We start from the raw sequence: 16,845 nt of genomic DNA, 5'->3' as shown, positions 1-16,845 counted from the left end.
GCTCCCTAGTGGGCCACCGCGGCGGCGCCGTGCTCGTCGACGAGCGCGCCGGTGGTGAAACGGTCGAGCGAGAAGGGGGCGTTGAGGTGGTGAGGGGTGTCGTGGGCGATGGTGTGCGCGTAGACCCAGCCGACACCCGGGGTGGCCTTGAAACCGCCGGTTCCCCAGCCGCAGTTGAGGTAGAGGTTGTCCACCGGGGTGAGGCCGACGATGGGCGACGCGTCGGGGGTGACGTCGACGATGCCGCCCCAGGTGCGCAGCACATGCGCGCGGGCGAAGACCGGGAAGAGTTCCAGGGCCGCGGACATCTGTTCCTCGATGATGTGGAACGCCCCGCGCTGGGTGTAGGAGTTGTACGAGTCGATGCCCGCGCCCATCACCAACTCGCCCTTGTGCGCCTGGCTTACGTACACGTGGACCGCGTTGGACATGACGACGGTCGGGTGGACGGGCTCCAGCAGCTCAGACACCAGGGCTTGCAACGGGTGGCTCTGGAGCGGGAGTTGGATGCCCGCCATGGCCGCGAGGACGGAGGTGTGGCCAGCCGAGCAGAGTGCCACCTTGCCCGCCGCTATCGGGCCGAGCGTGGTCTGTACGCCGGTCACCCTGCCATCGACCATGTCGAGTCCGGTGACCTCGCAGTTCTGGATGATGTCGATGCCGGCGGCGTCGGCTGAGCGGGCCAGGCCCCAGGCGACGTGGTCGTGCTTGGCGATGCCTGCGCGCGGCTGGTAGGTACCGCCCATCACCGGATAGCGCACGTCCGGCGAGACGTTGACGATCGGGCAGACCTCCTTGACCTGCCGTTCGTCGAGCCACTCCGCGTCCACGCCGTTCAGCCGGTTCGCCTCGACGCGGCGCACGCTGTCGCGGACGTCCTGGAGGCTGTGGGCGAGGTTGAGCACTCCGCGCTGGGAGAAGAGGATCGGGTAGTCCAGCTCCTCCTCCAGCCCCTCCCAGAGTTTGAGAGCGTGCTCGTAGATGCCCGCGCTCTCGTCCCACAGGTAGTTGGAGCGGATGATCGTGGTGTTGCGGGCCATGTTGCCGCCCGCCAGCCAGCCCTTCTCCAGCACCGCGACATTCGTGATGCCGTGGTTCTTCGCCAAGTAGTGGGCGGTGGCCAGGCCGTGGCCACCGCCGCCGACCACGATCACGTCGTACGAGCGTTTCGGCTCGGGGGTGCGCCAGAGCCAGTCGGGGTGTTCGGGGAGGTCGGCGCCGGGCGTGCGGGGGCTCATCGGGCTTCTCCGGCTTCCTCTGGAACAGCTTCTTCTGGAACAGCTTCTGCTACGGCCGACAGGTGCGGGTAGAGCGGGTGTTTCGCCGCCAGTGCCTCCGTGCGGGCGCGCAACGCGCCGATGTCCGGCTCCGGTTGGAGGGCGAGCGCGATCACGTCGGAGACCTCGGCGAAGTCCTCCTCCGTGAAGCCTCGGGTCGCCAGCGCGGGAGTGCCTATGCGGAGGCCGGACGTGACCATGGGCGGGCGCGGGTCGAAGGGCACGGCGTTGCGGTTGACCGTGATGCCGATCTCGTGGAGCAGGTCCTCCGCCTGCCTGCCGTCCAGCTCCGAGTCGCGCAGGTCGACCAGGACAAGGTGGACGTCCGTGCCGCCGGTGAGGACCTTCACCCCGGTGGCCGCCACGTCGGCGCGGGTCAGGCGTTCGGCGAGGATTCGGGAGCCGGCGAGTGTCCGGGCTTGGCGTTCCGCGAACTCGGGTGAGGCCGCGACCTTGAACGACACGGCCTTCGCGGCGATGACATGCTCCAGCGGGCCGCCCTGCATGCCGGGAAACACCGCCGAGTTGATCTTCTTGGCGAGGTCGGCCTCGTTGGTGAGGATGACTCCGCCGCGCGGGCCGCCGAGGGTTTTGTGTGTCGTCGTCGTGGTCACGTGTGCGTGCGGGACCGGGTTGGGGTGTAGTCCGGCGGCTACCAGGCCCGCGAAGTGCGCCATGTCGACCATCAGCAGGGCGCCCACCTCGTCGGCGATCCGCCGGAACGCCGCGAAGTCCAACTGCCGTGGATACGCCGACCAGCCCGCGATGATCATCTTGGGGCCGTGTTCCTTCGCGAGGCGTTCCACCTCGTCCATGTCGACCAGGTTGTCGGTCTCGGACACGTGGTACGGCACCACGTTCAGCATCTTGCCGCTGTAGTTGAGGCGCATGCCGTGCGTGAGGTGTCCGCCGTGCGCGAGGTCGAGGCCGAGGATCGTGTCGCCGGGCTTCAACAGGGCGAAGAAGACTGCCGTGTTGGCCTGAGCGCCCGAGTGCGGCTGCACGTTCGCGAAGCCCGCGCCGAAGAGGGACTTGACCCGCTCGATGGCCAATCGCTCGGTGACGTCGACGTGTTCGCAGCCACCGTAGTAGCGGCGGCCGGGGTAGCCCTCCGCGTACTTGTTGGTGAGGACCGAGCCCTGCGCCTCCAGTACGGCGGAGGGCGCGAAGTTCTCGGAGGCGATCATCTCCAACGTGGACTGCTGGCGGTGCAGTTCGGCGCGGAGCGCGGCGTGGACCTCGGGGTCCAGTTCCGCCAACGGGGTGTTCAGCGCGTTCATTCGGAGTTCTCGTCCTTCCGGTCAGCCACGGAGACGGGACATCGTCGGGTCGAACAGCGGCTCCGCCGCCACGACCGCCTCGACGCGCTCGTCGAAGTAGCCGATGTGCAAGGTCGTGCCGGGGGTGGCGAGTTCGGACGGCAGCCAGGCGTAGGCGATGCCCTTGCCGATCGTGTAGCCGTAGGCGGCGCTGGTGACGTAGCCGACGGCGCGCTCGCCGTCGTAGACCGGCTCCTTGCCCATGACGACCGAGCGGGGGTCGTCGATGGTGAGACAGGTCAACTGCCTCTGTACGTCGGTCTTTCGGCGTTCCAGTGCGGCCTTGCCGAGGAAGTCGCCCTTGTCGAGCTTGACGGCGAAGCCGACGCCGGCCTCGTAGGGGTCGTGCTCGTAGGTCATGTCGGTGCCGAAGGAGCGGTAACCCTTCTCCAGGCGGAGGCTGTTGAAGGCGCCGCGTCCGGCGATGACACCGCCGAGCGGCTGCGCGGCCTGCCACAGGGTGTCCCAGAGTTTCTGGCCCTGGTCGGCGGTGGTGTACAGCTCCCAGCCGAGTTCGCCGACGTAGGAGAGGCGCATGGCGGTGACCGGGACCGTTCCAATGTAGGCCCGCTTGGCGCGGAAGTACTTGAGGCCGTCGTTCGTGAAGTCCTCGTCCGTCAGGGGCTGGAGAACCTTGCGGGCCAGTGGGCCCCACAGGCCGATGCAGCACGTGCCGGGGGTGATGTCGCGGACCTGGACCGTTCCATCGACGGGCAGGTGGCGGGTGAACCAGTCGAGGTCGAGGTTGCCGTTGGCGCCGACCTGGAACTGGTCGCGGGCCAGGCGGGCGACGGTGATGTCGCTGCGGATGCCGCCGTCCTCGTCCAGCAGGAGGGTGTACGTCACCGAGCCGACCGACTTGGCGACCTTGCCGGTGACCAGGCCCTCCAGGAAGTCGGCGGCTCCGGGGCCGGTCACTTCGAGGCGTTTGAGGGCCGTCATGTCGTACAGCGCGACGGTCTCGCGGGTGGCCTGCGCTTCGGCGCCGACGATGGGCGACCAGTACTGGGCCGCCCAGTCGTTGGGGGTGGGGATCGAACGGCCTTCCACCAGGCCCGAGTTGGCCTCGTACCACTGCGGGCGCTCCCAGCCGTTCGCCTCCAGGAAGACCGCGCCGTGTTCCTGCTGGCGGGTGTGGAAGGGGCTGGTGCGAATCGGGCGCGGCCTACCGGACGGCTGGAGGGGGTGGAGGATGTCGTAGACCTCGACGAAGTTCTGGCAGTCGCGGGCCAGGACGTATTCCGGGGCGAGTTGGTGCGGCTCGAAGCGGTTGACGTCGCACTCGTGGAGGTCGAAGGACGAGCAGTGGCCGTCGACCAGCCACTCGGCCATCGCGCGGCCGACGCCCGCCGAGTGCGTGACCCAGACCGCCTCGGCGACCCAGAAGCCCTTGACCTCCGGGGACTCACCGAGGAGCGGGAAGTTGTCGGTGGTGAAGGAGAAGAGGCCGTTGATGCCCTCCTCGACCTTCGCGTCCTTCGTCGCGGGGAGCAGGGACTGCGTTTCCGTCCAGGCGGGCGCGAAGTCGTCCTCCGTGAACTTGAGGACGGAGGGCATGTCGTCGGCCTCGCCGACCGAGAGGATGTCGTCGGCCGAGATGGGCATCGGGCGGTGGCCGTAGTAGCCGATGCCGATGGCGTCGAAGCGGTCGCGGTAGTAGAGGTCGGCGTCCTGGTGGCGCAGGATCGGGCGGACGGCCTCCTCGGTCTGGCCGGCGAGGGCGGGTACCGGGCCGGTCCAGGCGAGCTGGTGGCCGAGCGGGGTCAGCGGGAGGTTCATGCCGACCATGCGGGCGATCTTCGGGCCCCAGATGCCGGCGCAGCAGACGACGATGTCGGCGGGGAGCTCGCCCTGGTCGGTGAGGACGCCGGTGACGCGGCCGTCGGTCTGCTGGACGTCCAGGACTTCGTGGCGGGCGAGGAAGGTCACGCCGCGTTCGGTCGCCCGGCGGATCTGCGCCTCCACCGCGAGGACGGCCTTCGCGAGGCCGTCGGTGGGGACCAGGAGGCCGCCGAGGACTTTGTCGGGGTTGAGGAGCGGGTGGTGCTCGACGCACTCCTCGGGGCTCAGCAGGCGGGCCTCGATGCCCCAGGCGGTGATCCAGCCGTGGCGGCGGTGGAGTTCGGCGACGCGCTCGGGGGTGGTGGCGACTTCGAGGCCGCCGACCTGGAGGAAGCAGGGCTTGCCGTCGACGTCGAGGGAGCAGAACTTCTCGACCGTGTAGCGGGCCAACTCGGTCATGGTCTTCGAGGAGTTGGTCTGGAAGACCAGTCCTGGGGCGTGCGAGGACGAGCCCCCGGTGGCGGGCAGCGGGCCCTGGTCGACCACGGTCACTTCGGTCCAGCCTCGCGCGGAGATCTCGTCCGCGAGCGCCGCCCCCACGACTCCCGCTCCGATGATGACCACTCGGGGTCCCGCCATCGCCGCACCTCCGGCTAGAAAGCAATCCGGTTGCTGTCTGCGCAACATGCTTCAGGTTGCGCAACTCAATGTGCCCGGCGCGAGGAGCGGGTGTCAAGGGGTCCCGTGACGTCGGAAGACGCCCCCGATCACCGGCCGAACACGGCGATGCCCGGTGGGCGGTACGCGTCCGCGCGCACCGCCCACCGGGCATGGTCAACTCTGTTCTTCCGCCGCCTACTTGAGCCAGGCGTCCACCTTGGCCTGGTTGGCGTCGACCCACTTCTTCGCCGCCGCGTCGTCGGACAACTTGTCCTGCGCTATGTACTTGGCGACGGTGTTCTGGTCCTCGTTCGTCCAGTTGAAGTTCTTCACCAGGTTGTAGGCGGGGCTGCCCGACTTGGCGAACTTCGCACTGACGATCTTGTCGAGGTCGTAGACCGGATAGTCACAGGCGACCTTCGAGGCGACCGCGTCACAACCCGTCGTGTACGCGGGCAGGGTGACCTTCTTGAGCGCGACCTCGGAGAGGAACCACTGCGGCTCGTAGAAGTAGCCGATGACCCACTGCTTGTTCTTCTCGGCGGTGCGGAAGGCCTGGATGAGCGCGGTCTCGCTGCCCGCGTACACCACCTTGAAGTCCAGCTTCAGGTTCTTCACCAGCGCGGCGTCGTTGGTGACGTACGACGGGTCGCCGTCGAGGAGTTGGCCCTTGCCGCCCGACTCGGAGGTCTTGAACTTGGACGCGTACTTGTTGAGGTTCTTGTAGTTCAGGATGTCGGGGTGGGCCTTGGCCAGCCACGGCGGTACGTACCAGCCGATGATGCCTTTGTTGCCGGTCTGGCCGGCCTCGACGGCGGTCTTCTGGCCGGTGATGTACTTCTTCTTGAGGTCGTCGTGGCCCCAGTTCTCCAGGACGGCGTCGACCTCGCCGGTCCCGAAGCCCTGCCAGGCGATCTCCTCTTTCAGGTCCTTCTTGTCGACCGTACAGCCGAGTTGGTGCTGGGCGACGTACGCGACGACCGCCGCGTCCGCCTCGTAGCCCACCCACGGGTTGACCGCGAGGTTGAAGGTCCCGCACTTTGCCGAGCTGCCCGAGCTGCTGCCCGAGCCCGAGGAGGTGTCGCCGACCTTCGCCCCGCCGCACGCGGTGAGGGTGAGGCCGAGGACGGCCAGGCCGGCCGCGCCGGTTCGCCAGTGTCTTGCCATGGTGTCGTGCTCCTTAAGCGCTGGTTCGGCGCGCGGCCGCCTGCGTGATCCGGTCGAACATGACTCCGAGCAGTACGATGGCCAGCCCCGCCGCCAGACCCTTTCCGAACAGCTCGCTCTGCGAGAATCCGGCCACGACGTCGTAGCCGAGGGCGCCGGCTCCCACCAGGCCGCCCACAACAACCATCGACAGCACATAGATCAGGCCCTGGTTGGTCGCGAGAGTCAGGGCGCTGCGTGCCATCGGGAGTTGAACCTTGGTGATGATCTGCCAGGTGTTGCAGCCGGCCGCGGTCGCCGCCTCGACGGTGGTCTCGGGCACGTCCCTGATCCCGTCGGCGATGATCTTGATGGCGACCGGTACGGCGTACACGACGGCCGCGACGATCGCGGTGAAGCGCGACGGGCCGAACAGCGCGAGGAACGGCACGAGATAGACGAACGGTGGCATGACCTGTGCTGCGTCGAGTGTGGGCCGCAGCAGCCGGTCCACCATCATGCTGCGCCCCATCCACACGCCGAAGGCGATGCCGAACACCATCACCAGCACCGTCGCCACGATCGTCGAGGCCAGCGTCGTCATGGCGTCCGACCACATGCCGGTGCCCACCAGCAGGCCCACGCACACGGCCGTGGTGACGGAGACCTTCCAACCGCCGAGCACCACGGCGATCCCGACCAGCACCGCACCGACGAGCCACCACGGGGAGTCGGTGAGCAGCGACTGGAACGGGTTGAGCAGACCGTTGGTGATCGCGTTGCGGAAGGCGCTCGTGAGGCTCGACAGGTTGTCCTGCACCCAGGTCGTCACGCTGTCCGCCGCGCTCGCGATGTGGCTGCCGGTGGTGCCGTCGCCGGGGAACTGCGCCGCCCACAAATACGTGTGCGACAGATAGATCAGCACTACGGCGACCACCGCGCCCGAACCGAGCAGCGGGCGGCGCCACTTGAGGAAGCGGCCGGTCGCGTTGCGGACCTCTTCCGCACGCGTGCTGGACGCGGTCGTGACCCGGTCGAGGACGATGGCCATGATCACGATGGCCAGGCCCGCGTTGAAGGCCGTACCGACGTCGAGCGACTGGAGGGCCTGCATGACGGTCTTGCCGAGGCCGGGCGCGTCGATCAGGGCCGCGATGGTGACCATCGCGAGGGCGGCCATGATGGTCTGGTTGACGCCCATCACCACGGTCCGCTTGGCCATGGGCAGCAGCACCTTCAGCAGCGACTGCCAGCGGGTCGAGCCCATCGAGTCGGCCGCCTCGACGGTCGTCTCCGGCACGTTGCGGATGCCGTGCGCGGTGATGCGGATCGCGGGCGGGGCCGCGTAGATCACCGTGGCGATCACGGCGGAGGCCGGGCCGATGAGGAAGATCAGGGTCAGCGGGGCGAGGTAGACGAAGGTCGGCATCGTCTGCATGAAGTCCAGGAAGGGCGTGATGATCCGGTTGAACCGGTCGGACAGCCCCGCCCACACCCCCAGCGGAATCGCGAACACCAGCGCCACGAGGACCGCGGAGAGGGTGAGCGCGAGGGTGTCCATGCTCTCCTGCCACAGGCCCTGGAGCCCGAAGAAGGCGAAGCCGGCCATGGCGAGGAGCGCGACCCGCCAGTTGCCCACGGCCCAGGACACGAAGCCGGCGATGCCGACGACCCCGAGCCAGCCGATCTGCGGCACCGGGCGGTCGCCGCTCGGCTGCGAGATCAGGTCCTGGACGAAGGTCACCAGGTTGTCGATGACCAGGCGGATCTCGTTGAAGAAGTAGAGGAACAGCGGGTTGGAGTTGCGGTTCGCACCGACCGAGTCGTTGAGGTCGTTGAACCACCGGTGCAGACCGGTGAGATCGGCCGCCGCGAGTGTCAGCGTCTGCTTGCCACGCAGCACAGCGAACAGCACGAGCCACACGACGACGATCGCGCCCACCATCATGGGCCGGGTCACCTTGCGTCGCGGGTTCTTCAACTCCGGCGCGGCGTCCGCGACTTGCTGTGCGGGCTCCGGTTTCTCCACGGCGACGGTCATCACGCGTCGCCTTCCCGCCCGGCGACGACCGCGAGGATCTCCTCGTCGCCGACGATGCCGAGCAGCTTGCCGTTCTCGACGACCTTGACCGGCTTGTCGGCCGCGAGCACCGCGCGAGTGGCCTCCCGTACGACGACGTCCGGGCCCAACTCCGGGCCGTCCAGGGCGTCTTCGTCCACGGCGGGACGCATGATCCAGCGCAGGGTGAGGACGTCACCGCGCGGCACGTCCTTCACGAACTCGCGCACGTAGTCGTCGGCCGGGGCGCCGACCAGTTCGTCCCCGGTGCCGCACTGGACCATCTTGCCGTCGCGCATGATGAGGATGCGGTCGCCCAGCTTCAGCGCCTCGGACAGGTCGTGGGTGATGAACACCATGGTCTTGCCGACCTCGTGGTGCAGCCGGATGACCTCGTTCTGCATGTCACGGCGGATCAGCGGGTCGAGCGCGGAGAACGGTTCGTCGAAGAGGAGGACGTCCGGGTCACCGGCCAACGCCCGGGCGAGACCGACGCGTTGCTGCATACCGCCGGAGAGCTGGTCGGGGTAGGAGTTCTCGTATCCCGACAGGCCCACCAACTCGACTACTTCCAGGGCCCGTTTGGTGCGCTCGGCCTTGCTCATGCCGCGGATCTCCAGGCCGAAGGACACGTTGTCCACGACCCTGCGGTGCGGCAGCAGTCCGAAGTGCTGGAAGACCATGGAGAACTTACGACGCCGCAGCTCGCGCAGCCGTTTGGCGTCCGCGTCCCGGATGTCCTCGCCCTCGAAGACGATCTCACCGGAGGTCGGTTCGATCAGCCGGGTCAGACATCGCACCAGGGTGGACTTCCCGGAGCCGGACAGGCCCATGACGACGAAGACCTCGCCGGGCGAGACCTCGAAGTTCACATCGCGTACGGCGGCGGTGCAGCCGGTGCGGTCCATCAGCTCACGGCGGGTGAGCCCGCACAGTTCCTCTGAGTCGGGTACCTGGTCCGCTTTCGGCCCGAACACCTTCCACAGCTTGCGCACGGAGATGACCGGGGTGGGGGCCGAGTCCTGGGGCGTGCCGCGCCGCTGCGGCACCTCGGTCTGTGCTGGGGTCACGATCGACCTCTTTTCGGCGTTCAGCCGCGGAACCAGTGCTGCGGCCGGGGTTGGATGTTCTGCCAGATGTGCTTGGGCTCTCGGTACTCGTTCAGGCCGGTCGGTCCCAACTCTCGTCCCACGCCCGAGTGTCCGAAGCCACCCCATTCCGCCTGCGGCACATAGGGGTGGTAGTCGTTGATCCACACCGTGCCGTGCCGCAGCCGCCGGGCGACCCGCTGGGCCTTCCCCGCGTCCTGGGTCCAGACGGCGCCGGCGAGTCCGTACTCGGTGTCGTTGGCGATGCGTACGGCGTCGTCCTCGTCGGTGAAGCGCTCGACGGTCAGCACGGGCCCGAAGGACTCCTCGTGCACCACCCGCATGTCCTGCGTGCAGCCGTCGAGGACGGTCGGCGGGTAGAAGTGGCCGTCGGCGAGGGCGGGTTCGGTCGGCCGCTCCCCACCGCACCGCAGTACGGCACCCTCCGCGACACCGGCCGCGACATACGCCTCGACCTTCTCGCGGTGCTGCGCGGAGATCAGCGCCCCGGTCTCGGCCTCTGGGTCGAAGGGCCCGCCGAGTCTGATCTGCCTGGCGCGACGGACGACTTCATCCACGAACCGGTCGTGGAGCGAGTCCTCGACGATCAACCGGGCGCCGGCGGAGCAGACTTGACCGGAATGCAGGAAGACGGCCGTGAGCGCGAAGTCCACGGCCGTCTCGAAGTCGGCGTCGGCGAAGATGACGTTGGGGTTCTTGCCACCCAGCTCCAGCGCAACCTTCTTCACGGTCGCGGCGGCGGTGGCCATGATGCGTTTGCCGGTCTCCAGGCCACCGGTGAAGGAGACCATGTCGACGGCGGGGTCCTCGGAGAGCGGCGCCCCCACCTCGGGCCCGGTCCCGAGCACGAGGTTGGCGGCACCGGCCGGCAGCCCGGCCTCCTCCAGCGCCTTCATCAGCAGGATGGAGGTGGAGGGGGTGAGCTCACTGGGCTTGAGGACGATCGTGTTGCCCGCGAGGAGCGCCGGAGCGACCTTCCAACTGGCTTGCAGCAGCGGGTAGTTCCAGGGGGTGATGAGCCCGCACACCCCGACGGGCTCGTAGACGACCCGGCTCACGGCGTCGTCGCGCCCGGTGTCGATGACCCGCCCGGCGTCGGTGCCGCCGATCCCGCCGTAGTAGCGGAAGCAGGAGACGATGTCAGCGATGTCGTACTCGCTCTCCACCAGCCGCTTGCCGGTGTCCAGCGACTCGGCGCGGGCGAACTCCTTGGCGTCGCGCTCAAGGATGTCGGCGGTGCGCAGCAGCAGCGCGGCGCGTTCCCGCTCGGGGGTGCGCGGCCAGGGCCCTTCGTCGAAGGCGCGGCGGGCTGCGGCGATCGCGGCCTCGGTGTCGGGACGTGTTCCCTCGGACACGGTCGCGGTGAGCGTGCCGTCGGCGGGACAGCGGATCTCACGGTGGCCACCGGCCACCGCGTCGCGCCATTCTCCGTCCACATACAGGTCTGCCACGTGTGGAGCCCTTCGAGCGAATTCCGTTGCGCATTGTGCACCGTATTGCTTGTGGTGGAACACCCTGGCGAATGTGCAGACATACGTCAAGGGGTTGGCAGATGACGATTTCGCCATGCGGCCCATTGCCCGGCCACCTCTTGACCGCAAGCGACGCCCGGCCCAACCATGTTGCGTATCGCCCACCTTGTTGCGCAACACGCACCGCCGGAGGCCGCCCATGTCCCCTCGACCGCACCCTGGCCGCGAATTCGTCCTCACCCTCTCGTGCCCGGACACCACCGGACTCGTCCACGCCGTGAGCGGCTTCCTCGTCCGGAACTCCGGCAACATCCTGGAGAGCCGGCAATTCGATGATCGGCTCAAGGGCCGCTTCTTCATGAGGGTCCACTTCGACGTTTCCGATCCAAACGCCGACCTGAAAACACTGCGTTACCGATTCGGTCCGGTCGCCGAGGCCTACCGCATCTCCTGGACCCTCCGGGACGCCTCGACGCCGACCCGGACCCTGATCATGGTGTCCAAGTTCGGCCACTGCCTGAACGACCTGCTCTTCCGCAAGCGCACCGGCGCCCTCAACATCGAGATCCCGGCGATCGTCTCCAACCACCGGGACTTCGAGGGCCTCGCGGACACCTACGGCATCCCCTTCCACCACATCCCGGTCACCAGGGACACGAAGGCCGAGGCCGAGGCCCGACTCCTCGAACTGGTAAGGGAGTTGGACATCGACCTGGTGGTGCTGGCCCGCTACATGCAGATCCTCTCCGACGACCTCTGCAAGCAGCTCGAAGGCCACGCCATCAACATCCACCACTCCTTCCTGCCCAGCTTCAAGGGCGCCCGCCCCTACCAGCAGGCCTACGACCGCGGGGTGAAGCTCGTGGGCGCGACCGCGCACTATGTGACGCCGGAGCTGGACGAGGGCCAGATCATCGACCAGGACGTGGTCCGCGTCGACCACTCGCTCGACGCGGAGGAGCTGGTGACGGTGGGGCGGGACGTGGAGGCGCAGGTGCTGGCGCACGCGGTGAAGTGGCACAGCGAGAGCAGGGTGATGGTGTACGGGAATCGGACGGTGGTGTTCCGGTGAGGGTGTGGGTGAGTACGGCCGAGGTTGCGGCGGGTGCGGGTGCGTGCTGTATACGGCTTCTGGCGGCGGCACTTGGGGCGCCGGCACGCTGACGGCAGCCTGTCGGCTGCGACTTGGCACGCGAGCGCGTGCACATCAGCTTGTCCCCGGCAACTTGAAACGCCGGAACGCACGCCTCAGCCTGTCCCCCGGCAACGTGGAACGCGGGAACGCACGCCTCAGCCTGTCCCCGGCAACGTGGAACACGTGCGCACACATCAGCCTGCCCATGGCGGCTTGGAACGCGGGCCGGCAAATCCAGCCGTCTCCGGCAACTCAATGCGCAGGCCGACAACATCCAGCCGTCTCCGGCAACTTGAAACGCAGGCCGACAACATCCAGCCGTCTTCGGCAACTTGAAACGCAGGCCGGCTATATCCAGCCCGTCCGGCGTTTGAGGACGAGGCCCCTTCAGGGTCGACGGGGGTCTGGGGGCGGAGCCCCCAGCAACGCCCACCGCAGCGGACGGCACCCGGAAGACGCCCTAGTCGCCCAGCCGCGCCACGTCCTTGAGGTGTGCCTCGTCCCGCAGCAGCCGCGCAGGCACGTGCGGGATCACGCGGTAGCCGTGCGCCGCCAGCCGTCCGACGAGGTCGAGGGTCGGCTCCAGCCCTTTGACCGGCGACGCCGTCACGGTGACGACGACGTCGCGCCCTACCCGGACTGCTTCTGGGCGTCGCGGTGGCGGTAGTACACGGCCTTGGAGGGGGCCAGGGACTCCTTGCCGAGGATGAGGTCGGCCGCCTTCTCGGCGATCATCATGACGGGCGCGTAGATGTTGCCGTTGGTGACGTACGGCATCACCGACGCGTCGACGACCCGCAGCCCCTCGACTCCGTGCACCCGCATGCTGGTCGGGTCGACGACGGACATGTCGTCGGTGCCCATCTTGCAGGTGCAGGACGGGTGCAGGGCGGTCTCGCCCTCCTTGGCCACCCAGGCGAGGATCTCCTCGTCGGTCTCGACGGACGGGCCGGGCGAGATCTCCCCGTCGTTGTACGGGGCCATGGCGGGCTGGTTGAGGAGCTTGCGGGCAACCCGGATCGACTCGACCCACTCGCGCCGATCCTGTTCCGTGGACAGGTAGTTGAAGCGCAGCGCCGGATGCTCCAGCGGGTCCTTGCTCTTGATCTTCACCGAGCCGATGGCGTCGGAGTACATGGGCCCGACGTGCACCTGGTAGCCGTGGCCGCCGGCCGGCGAGGAGCCGTCGTAGCGGACCGCGATGGGCAGGAAGTGGAACATCAGGTTGGGGTAGTCGACGTCCTCGTTGCTGCGCGCGAAGCCGCCGGCCTCGAAGTGGTTGGTCGCGGCGGGACCCTTGCGGAAGAGCCATTGCAGGCCGATGAAGGGGGCGCGCCACTTCGCCATGTACGGCTGCATGGAGACGGGTTGCTTGCAGGCGTACTGGATGTACACCTCCAGGTGGTCCTGCATGTTCTCGCCGACCCCCGGCAGGTCGTGGACGACGTCGATGCCGAGGGCGCTCAGCTCCTCGGCGTTGCCGATGCCCGAAAGCTGAAGCAGCTGCGGGGAGTTGATCGCACCGCCGCAGAGGATGACCTCGCGGGCGCGCACCTGGTGGACCTTGCCGCGGTGCCGGTACTCGACACCGACGGCCTTCTTGCCCTCGAAGAGGACGCGGTTGACCATCGCGCGGGTGGTGACGGTGAGGTTGGGCCGCTTGCGCACGGGCTTCAAATACGCCTTGGAGGCGGAGAGTCGGCGACCTCGGCTGACGTTGCGGTCGAAGGGCGCGAAGCCCTCCTGCTGGTAGCCGTTGACGTCCTCAGTGCGCGGATAGCCCGCTTCCTGCACGGCGTTGAGGAAGGCGCCGAACAACGGGTTGGCGGCGGGGCCGCGTTCGAGGACGAGCGGGCCGTCGTGGCCGCGGAACTCGTCGTCGGGCTCGGCCGCGAGGCAGTTCTCCATGCGCCGGAAGTACGGCAGACAGTGCGCGTAGTCCCAGCTCTCCATGCCCGCGTCGGCGGCCCAGCGCTCGTAGTCCATGGGGTTGCCGCGCTGGAAGATCATGCCGTTGATACTGCTGGAGCCGCCCAGCACCTTGCCGCGCGCGTGGTAGACGCGCCGGTCGCCCATGTGCGGCTCGGGTTCCGACTCGTACTTCCAGTCGTAGAACCGGCTGCCGATCGGGTAGGTCAGCGCGGCGGGCATGTGGATGAAGACGTCCCACGGGTAGTCGGGCCGGCCGGCCTCCAGGACCAGCACCTGGTTGCCCGGGTCCGCGGAGAGCCGGTTCGCCAGTGCGCTGCCGGCGGATCCACCGCCGACGATGACGAAGTCGTATTGCAGGGGAGCCATGATCTCTCGTCTCGCTCGCGCCGTAGATACGCGAGGCATGCTAATACGGGTATCGCCATACGCACCAGGTTGCGAGCAACGCAACTTGCAAGGTCCGGGTTTCGGGGTTGTTACCGGTAGTCGACTACGTCGCGCGGCAGGTGGGACAGCGCGACTTCGAGGACGGACCGCGTTTTCGAGTCGGAAGGCAGGACCGTCCCGAGCGACCGGCTCAAGGCTCGCGGCACACGTCAGACAGCCGCGTCGGCACCAGAGCGCGGGTCCGGGGCGAGCGGGTGGACCGCGTCCATGGCCCGGTCGAGAAGCTGGTGCAGGGGGACGGTGCCGTCGCGCTCGACCCAGGTCTCGATGGCCGCGTCGAGGCAGCCGAGGGCGCTGGCGATGAGAGCCGATGCGCCCGGGTCGCCCGTTGTGCCGGTCCGGCGGATCACCTCGGGGCGCAGAAGTTCTCGCAGTTGCAGATAGCGCTCCTGGTAGCGGCTGCGCACCGAGGGCGACTGGACGATCGCCCGGGCCGTCTGGAGTGCGGCGGCGCTGCCCTTGCCCTGTTGCCGGACGGCGGGCTCCAGGGCGTGCCGTAGCGCTGTCCAGACCGGTTCGTCGTCCGGCCGCTGCTTGAGGGCGTCCTGCGCGTGCCGGGCGTAGTCCTCCGTCATGACCAGGAGGACGTCTTCCTTGGTGGCGAAGTAGCGGAAGAACGTTGCCCGGGACATGCCCGCGGCCTTGGCGATCTGTTCGATCGTGGTCTGCTCGAAGCCGCGCGACAGGAACATCTCCAGCGCGATCTCGGCGACCTGCGCCTTGACGGCCAGTCGTGTGCGCTCTCGCAGCGACAGCACCGGCTCGCCCGGAGGGGTAACCATGGCCGCACGCTATCACGTTTCTTTTAAGAGATTACGTCTCATTGACGCGACATGTACGACCAGGTGCCACAGGTGCTGACACTGAGACTCAATCTCACAAGCGGGAGTTCATCGAGTCTTCGAGTCAATGGAAAGGTGGGGCGTCGATTCGGCCACGCCCGGTACCCCCGTGCACCCCGCAATTCAGGGGTGCGTGACCGGAGCGCCCCGCAATCACGCGGCAAGGAAGCGACTCAAACACGCGTGTTCGAAACCAGCGGCGGGCTCGTTGTCCCGGTCATCATCAGTCGTCCCCAACCCTGCCTGTACGCAGCCCTGTTGGTGATGAGTCCCGGTGGCCGCCGTACGCAGCGCCACCGGTCCACGCCCGTTCGCCCACCTGGTCGACCACTGGAGGAACCATGAACCCCACCCCCGTCGTCTGCGCCCATCCCGTCCCCGGACGGCCCGAGACCACTCGGGCGGCTGCCGGTCCCCGTACGACGTCCGGTGCCAGCGCCGCCGTATCGCCCATCTCGGATATGTCACGCCCGACACCGAGGTGGGGGGCGTGACCGACCCGAACCTCCTTCCGGCGCAGCTCCGTTCCTGGGCCGAGAACACCCTGGGCCCGCTCACCGCTGTACGCCGTCTCCCACCCGGCTCGTCACCCGTGGCCGTGTGGCACGTGGTCCGCGGGTCCGACAACGCCCGCTTCCATCTCAAGACCGCGCCGTCGCCGGGGGCCTTCACCCGGGAGACGTTCGCCTACCGGCACGCCGTGCCCGCCCTCGGTTCCGGCAACGCGCCGCGTCTGGTGGCCACTTCGGCCCGGCACCTGGCGATGATCCTGACCGCGCTGCCCGGCACTCCCCTGCAGCAGGCTCAGTTGACGGATACCGCACTGAAGACGGTCCACTGGCGGGCCGGGATGCTCGTCGCCGAGCTGCACCAGGCCGGACGGCCCACCACCACCGCGCGCCATGACGCATCCGCGCTCCTGTCCCGTCTCGCCGACACGGCGGCACGCCATGCCGACGCGGCCGGTGATCAACTGTCGGCGGAGGACCAGAAGTTCGTCATGGCGCTCGCCGACCACCTGCGCGTCCTGGACCGGCTGCCTCTCGGCTTCATCCACGGCGGCGGCATCGAAGCCGGCCTCCGGTGGTCCGGCACCTCACGACCGGCCCTCCAGGACTTCGACCGAGCGCGTTTCGCCCCGGTCGTCGTCGACTTCGTCCACCTCGCCTACGGGCTGTGGGCCGAACGGCCGCCGGTACGCACCGCGTTCTTCGACGGCTACGGCCGCGCCCTCGGCGCCGAGGAACGGCAGGCCCTGCGCTGTCTGACGGGTCTGCACGCTGTGCGGTCACTGGCCGAGAGCCTGGACCGGGCGGACCGGGCGGACCGCACGGACCGAGCAGACCAGGCAGACCAAGCAGCGGCCGACACCGCCCGGACGGTACTGGACCGGCTCAAGAGCGACCTACGGGGAGGAGCCTGGTGAGCGCCGCGTCCCAGCAGACTGCGCCCGTGGGAGCGGTGGGGGCGGGGCGGGTTGCTCCGCCGCCGCCCGCCGAACTGCGCTACGGCGGCAAGTACAGCAAGAACCCGTTGGAGGAGGCCGCGTTCGCGGCGATGGTGCGGCGGCTGCCGTCCGTGCTGTCGCGGACCGCGCGCATGGCCTGGGCAATCGACCGCCGGGCCGTACTCCTGCTGGCCGGCTGCCAGTTGGCCGTCGGCGCC

11 protein-coding genes and 2 pseudogenes are annotated in these 16,845 nt (G+C 68.5%); 3 read left to right on the top strand and 10 right to left on the bottom strand.

All coding sequences use genetic code 11. The features are described from left to right. Window positions 1-5 precede the first annotated feature (5 nt). From R6V09_RS02145 to R6V09_RS02115, 7 genes are all read right to left on the bottom strand, one after another. Window positions 6-1,238 (bottom strand): sarcosine oxidase subunit beta family protein, encoded by a 1,233-nt coding sequence (locus tag R6V09_RS02145; protein ID WP_317879592.1) that lies wholly within the window; start codon window positions 1,236-1,238, stop codon window positions 6-8. Next, window positions 1,235-2,557: a serine hydroxymethyltransferase gene (gene glyA, locus R6V09_RS02140; RefSeq protein WP_317879591.1), complete on the bottom strand. Its 1,323-nt coding sequence runs from the start codon at window positions 2,555-2,557 to the stop codon at window positions 1,235-1,237. The genes R6V09_RS02145 and glyA overlap by 4 nt, the downstream gene beginning before the upstream one ends. Window positions 2,558-2,578: 21 nt before the next feature. Next, window positions 2,579-5,017, bottom strand: coding sequence for a GcvT family protein (locus tag R6V09_RS02135; RefSeq protein ID WP_317879590.1), 2,439 nt, complete (start codon window positions 5,015-5,017; stop codon window positions 2,579-2,581). Window positions 5,018-5,233: 216 nt separating this feature from the next. Then, the gene (locus R6V09_RS02130; protein ID WP_317879589.1) at window positions 5,234-6,205 is read right to left on the bottom strand and encodes an ABC transporter substrate-binding protein; all 972 of its coding nucleotides are present in this window, start codon (window positions 6,203-6,205) and stop codon (window positions 5,234-5,236) included. 13 nt (window positions 6,206-6,218) lie between these two features. Next, window positions 6,219-8,225 carry an ABC transporter permease gene (locus R6V09_RS02125; protein WP_317879588.1) on the bottom strand — a complete coding sequence of 669 codons (2,007 nt, stop codon included), beginning with the start codon at window positions 8,223-8,225 and terminating at the stop codon, window positions 6,219-6,221. Next, window positions 8,225-9,313, bottom strand: coding sequence for a quaternary amine ABC transporter ATP-binding protein (locus R6V09_RS02120; protein WP_317879587.1), 1,089 nt, complete (start codon window positions 9,311-9,313; stop codon window positions 8,225-8,227). The genes R6V09_RS02125 and R6V09_RS02120 overlap by 1 nt, the downstream gene beginning before the upstream one ends. Before the next feature lie 20 nt (window positions 9,314-9,333). Further along, window positions 9,334-10,803 (bottom strand): aldehyde dehydrogenase family protein, encoded by a 1,470-nt coding sequence (locus tag R6V09_RS02115; protein ID WP_317879586.1) that lies wholly within the window; start codon window positions 10,801-10,803, stop codon window positions 9,334-9,336. 220 nt (window positions 10,804-11,023) lie between these two features. Here R6V09_RS02115 and purU point away from each other — a divergent pair, with 220 nt between their 5' ends. Beyond that, window positions 11,024-11,896 carry a formyltetrahydrofolate deformylase gene (purU, locus tag R6V09_RS02110; RefSeq protein WP_317879585.1) on the top strand — a complete coding sequence of 291 codons (873 nt, stop codon included), beginning with the start codon at window positions 11,024-11,026 and terminating at the stop codon, window positions 11,894-11,896. A 541-nt stretch (window positions 11,897-12,437) separates the two neighbouring features. On the opposite strand, the pseudogene R6V09_RS02105 reads toward purU, so the two are convergent. The 3 genes and pseudogenes from R6V09_RS02105 to R6V09_RS02095 all read right to left on the bottom strand — a co-directional run. After that, window positions 12,438-12,596 (bottom strand): annotated as a pseudogene (locus R6V09_RS02105) (5,10-methylenetetrahydrofolate reductase); the annotation flags it as partial. Beyond that, the gene (gene betA, locus R6V09_RS02100; RefSeq protein WP_317879584.1) at window positions 12,590-14,257 is read right to left on the bottom strand and encodes a choline dehydrogenase; all 1,668 of its coding nucleotides are present in this window, start codon (window positions 14,255-14,257) and stop codon (window positions 12,590-12,592) included. The pseudogene R6V09_RS02105 and the gene betA, both read right to left, overlap by 7 nt. 230 nt (window positions 14,258-14,487) lie before the next feature. Beyond that, the gene (locus R6V09_RS02095) at window positions 14,488-15,120 is read right to left on the bottom strand and encodes a TetR family transcriptional regulator (RefSeq protein ID WP_317879583.1); all 633 of its coding nucleotides are present in this window, start codon (window positions 15,118-15,120) and stop codon (window positions 14,488-14,490) included. A 550-nt stretch (window positions 15,121-15,670) separates the two neighbouring features. On the opposite strand from R6V09_RS02095, the gene R6V09_RS02090 reads away from it, so the two are divergent. Both R6V09_RS02090 and R6V09_RS02085 read left to right on the top strand, forming a co-directional pair. Further along, window positions 15,671-16,606 carry an aminoglycoside phosphotransferase family protein gene (locus R6V09_RS02090; protein ID WP_317879582.1) on the top strand — a complete coding sequence of 312 codons (936 nt, stop codon included), beginning with the start codon at window positions 15,671-15,673 and terminating at the stop codon, window positions 16,604-16,606. Further along, a pseudogene (locus R6V09_RS02085) lies at window positions 16,603-16,845 on the top strand (ABC transporter ATP-binding protein); the annotation flags it as partial. The gene R6V09_RS02090 and the pseudogene R6V09_RS02085, both read left to right, overlap by 4 nt.

The organism is Streptomyces sp. W16, from assembly GCF_033194735.1.
Lineage (GTDB): Bacteria > Actinomycetota > Actinomycetes > Streptomycetales > Streptomycetaceae > Streptomyces.
This window is presented reverse-complemented; position numbering and strand designations above follow the sequence as displayed.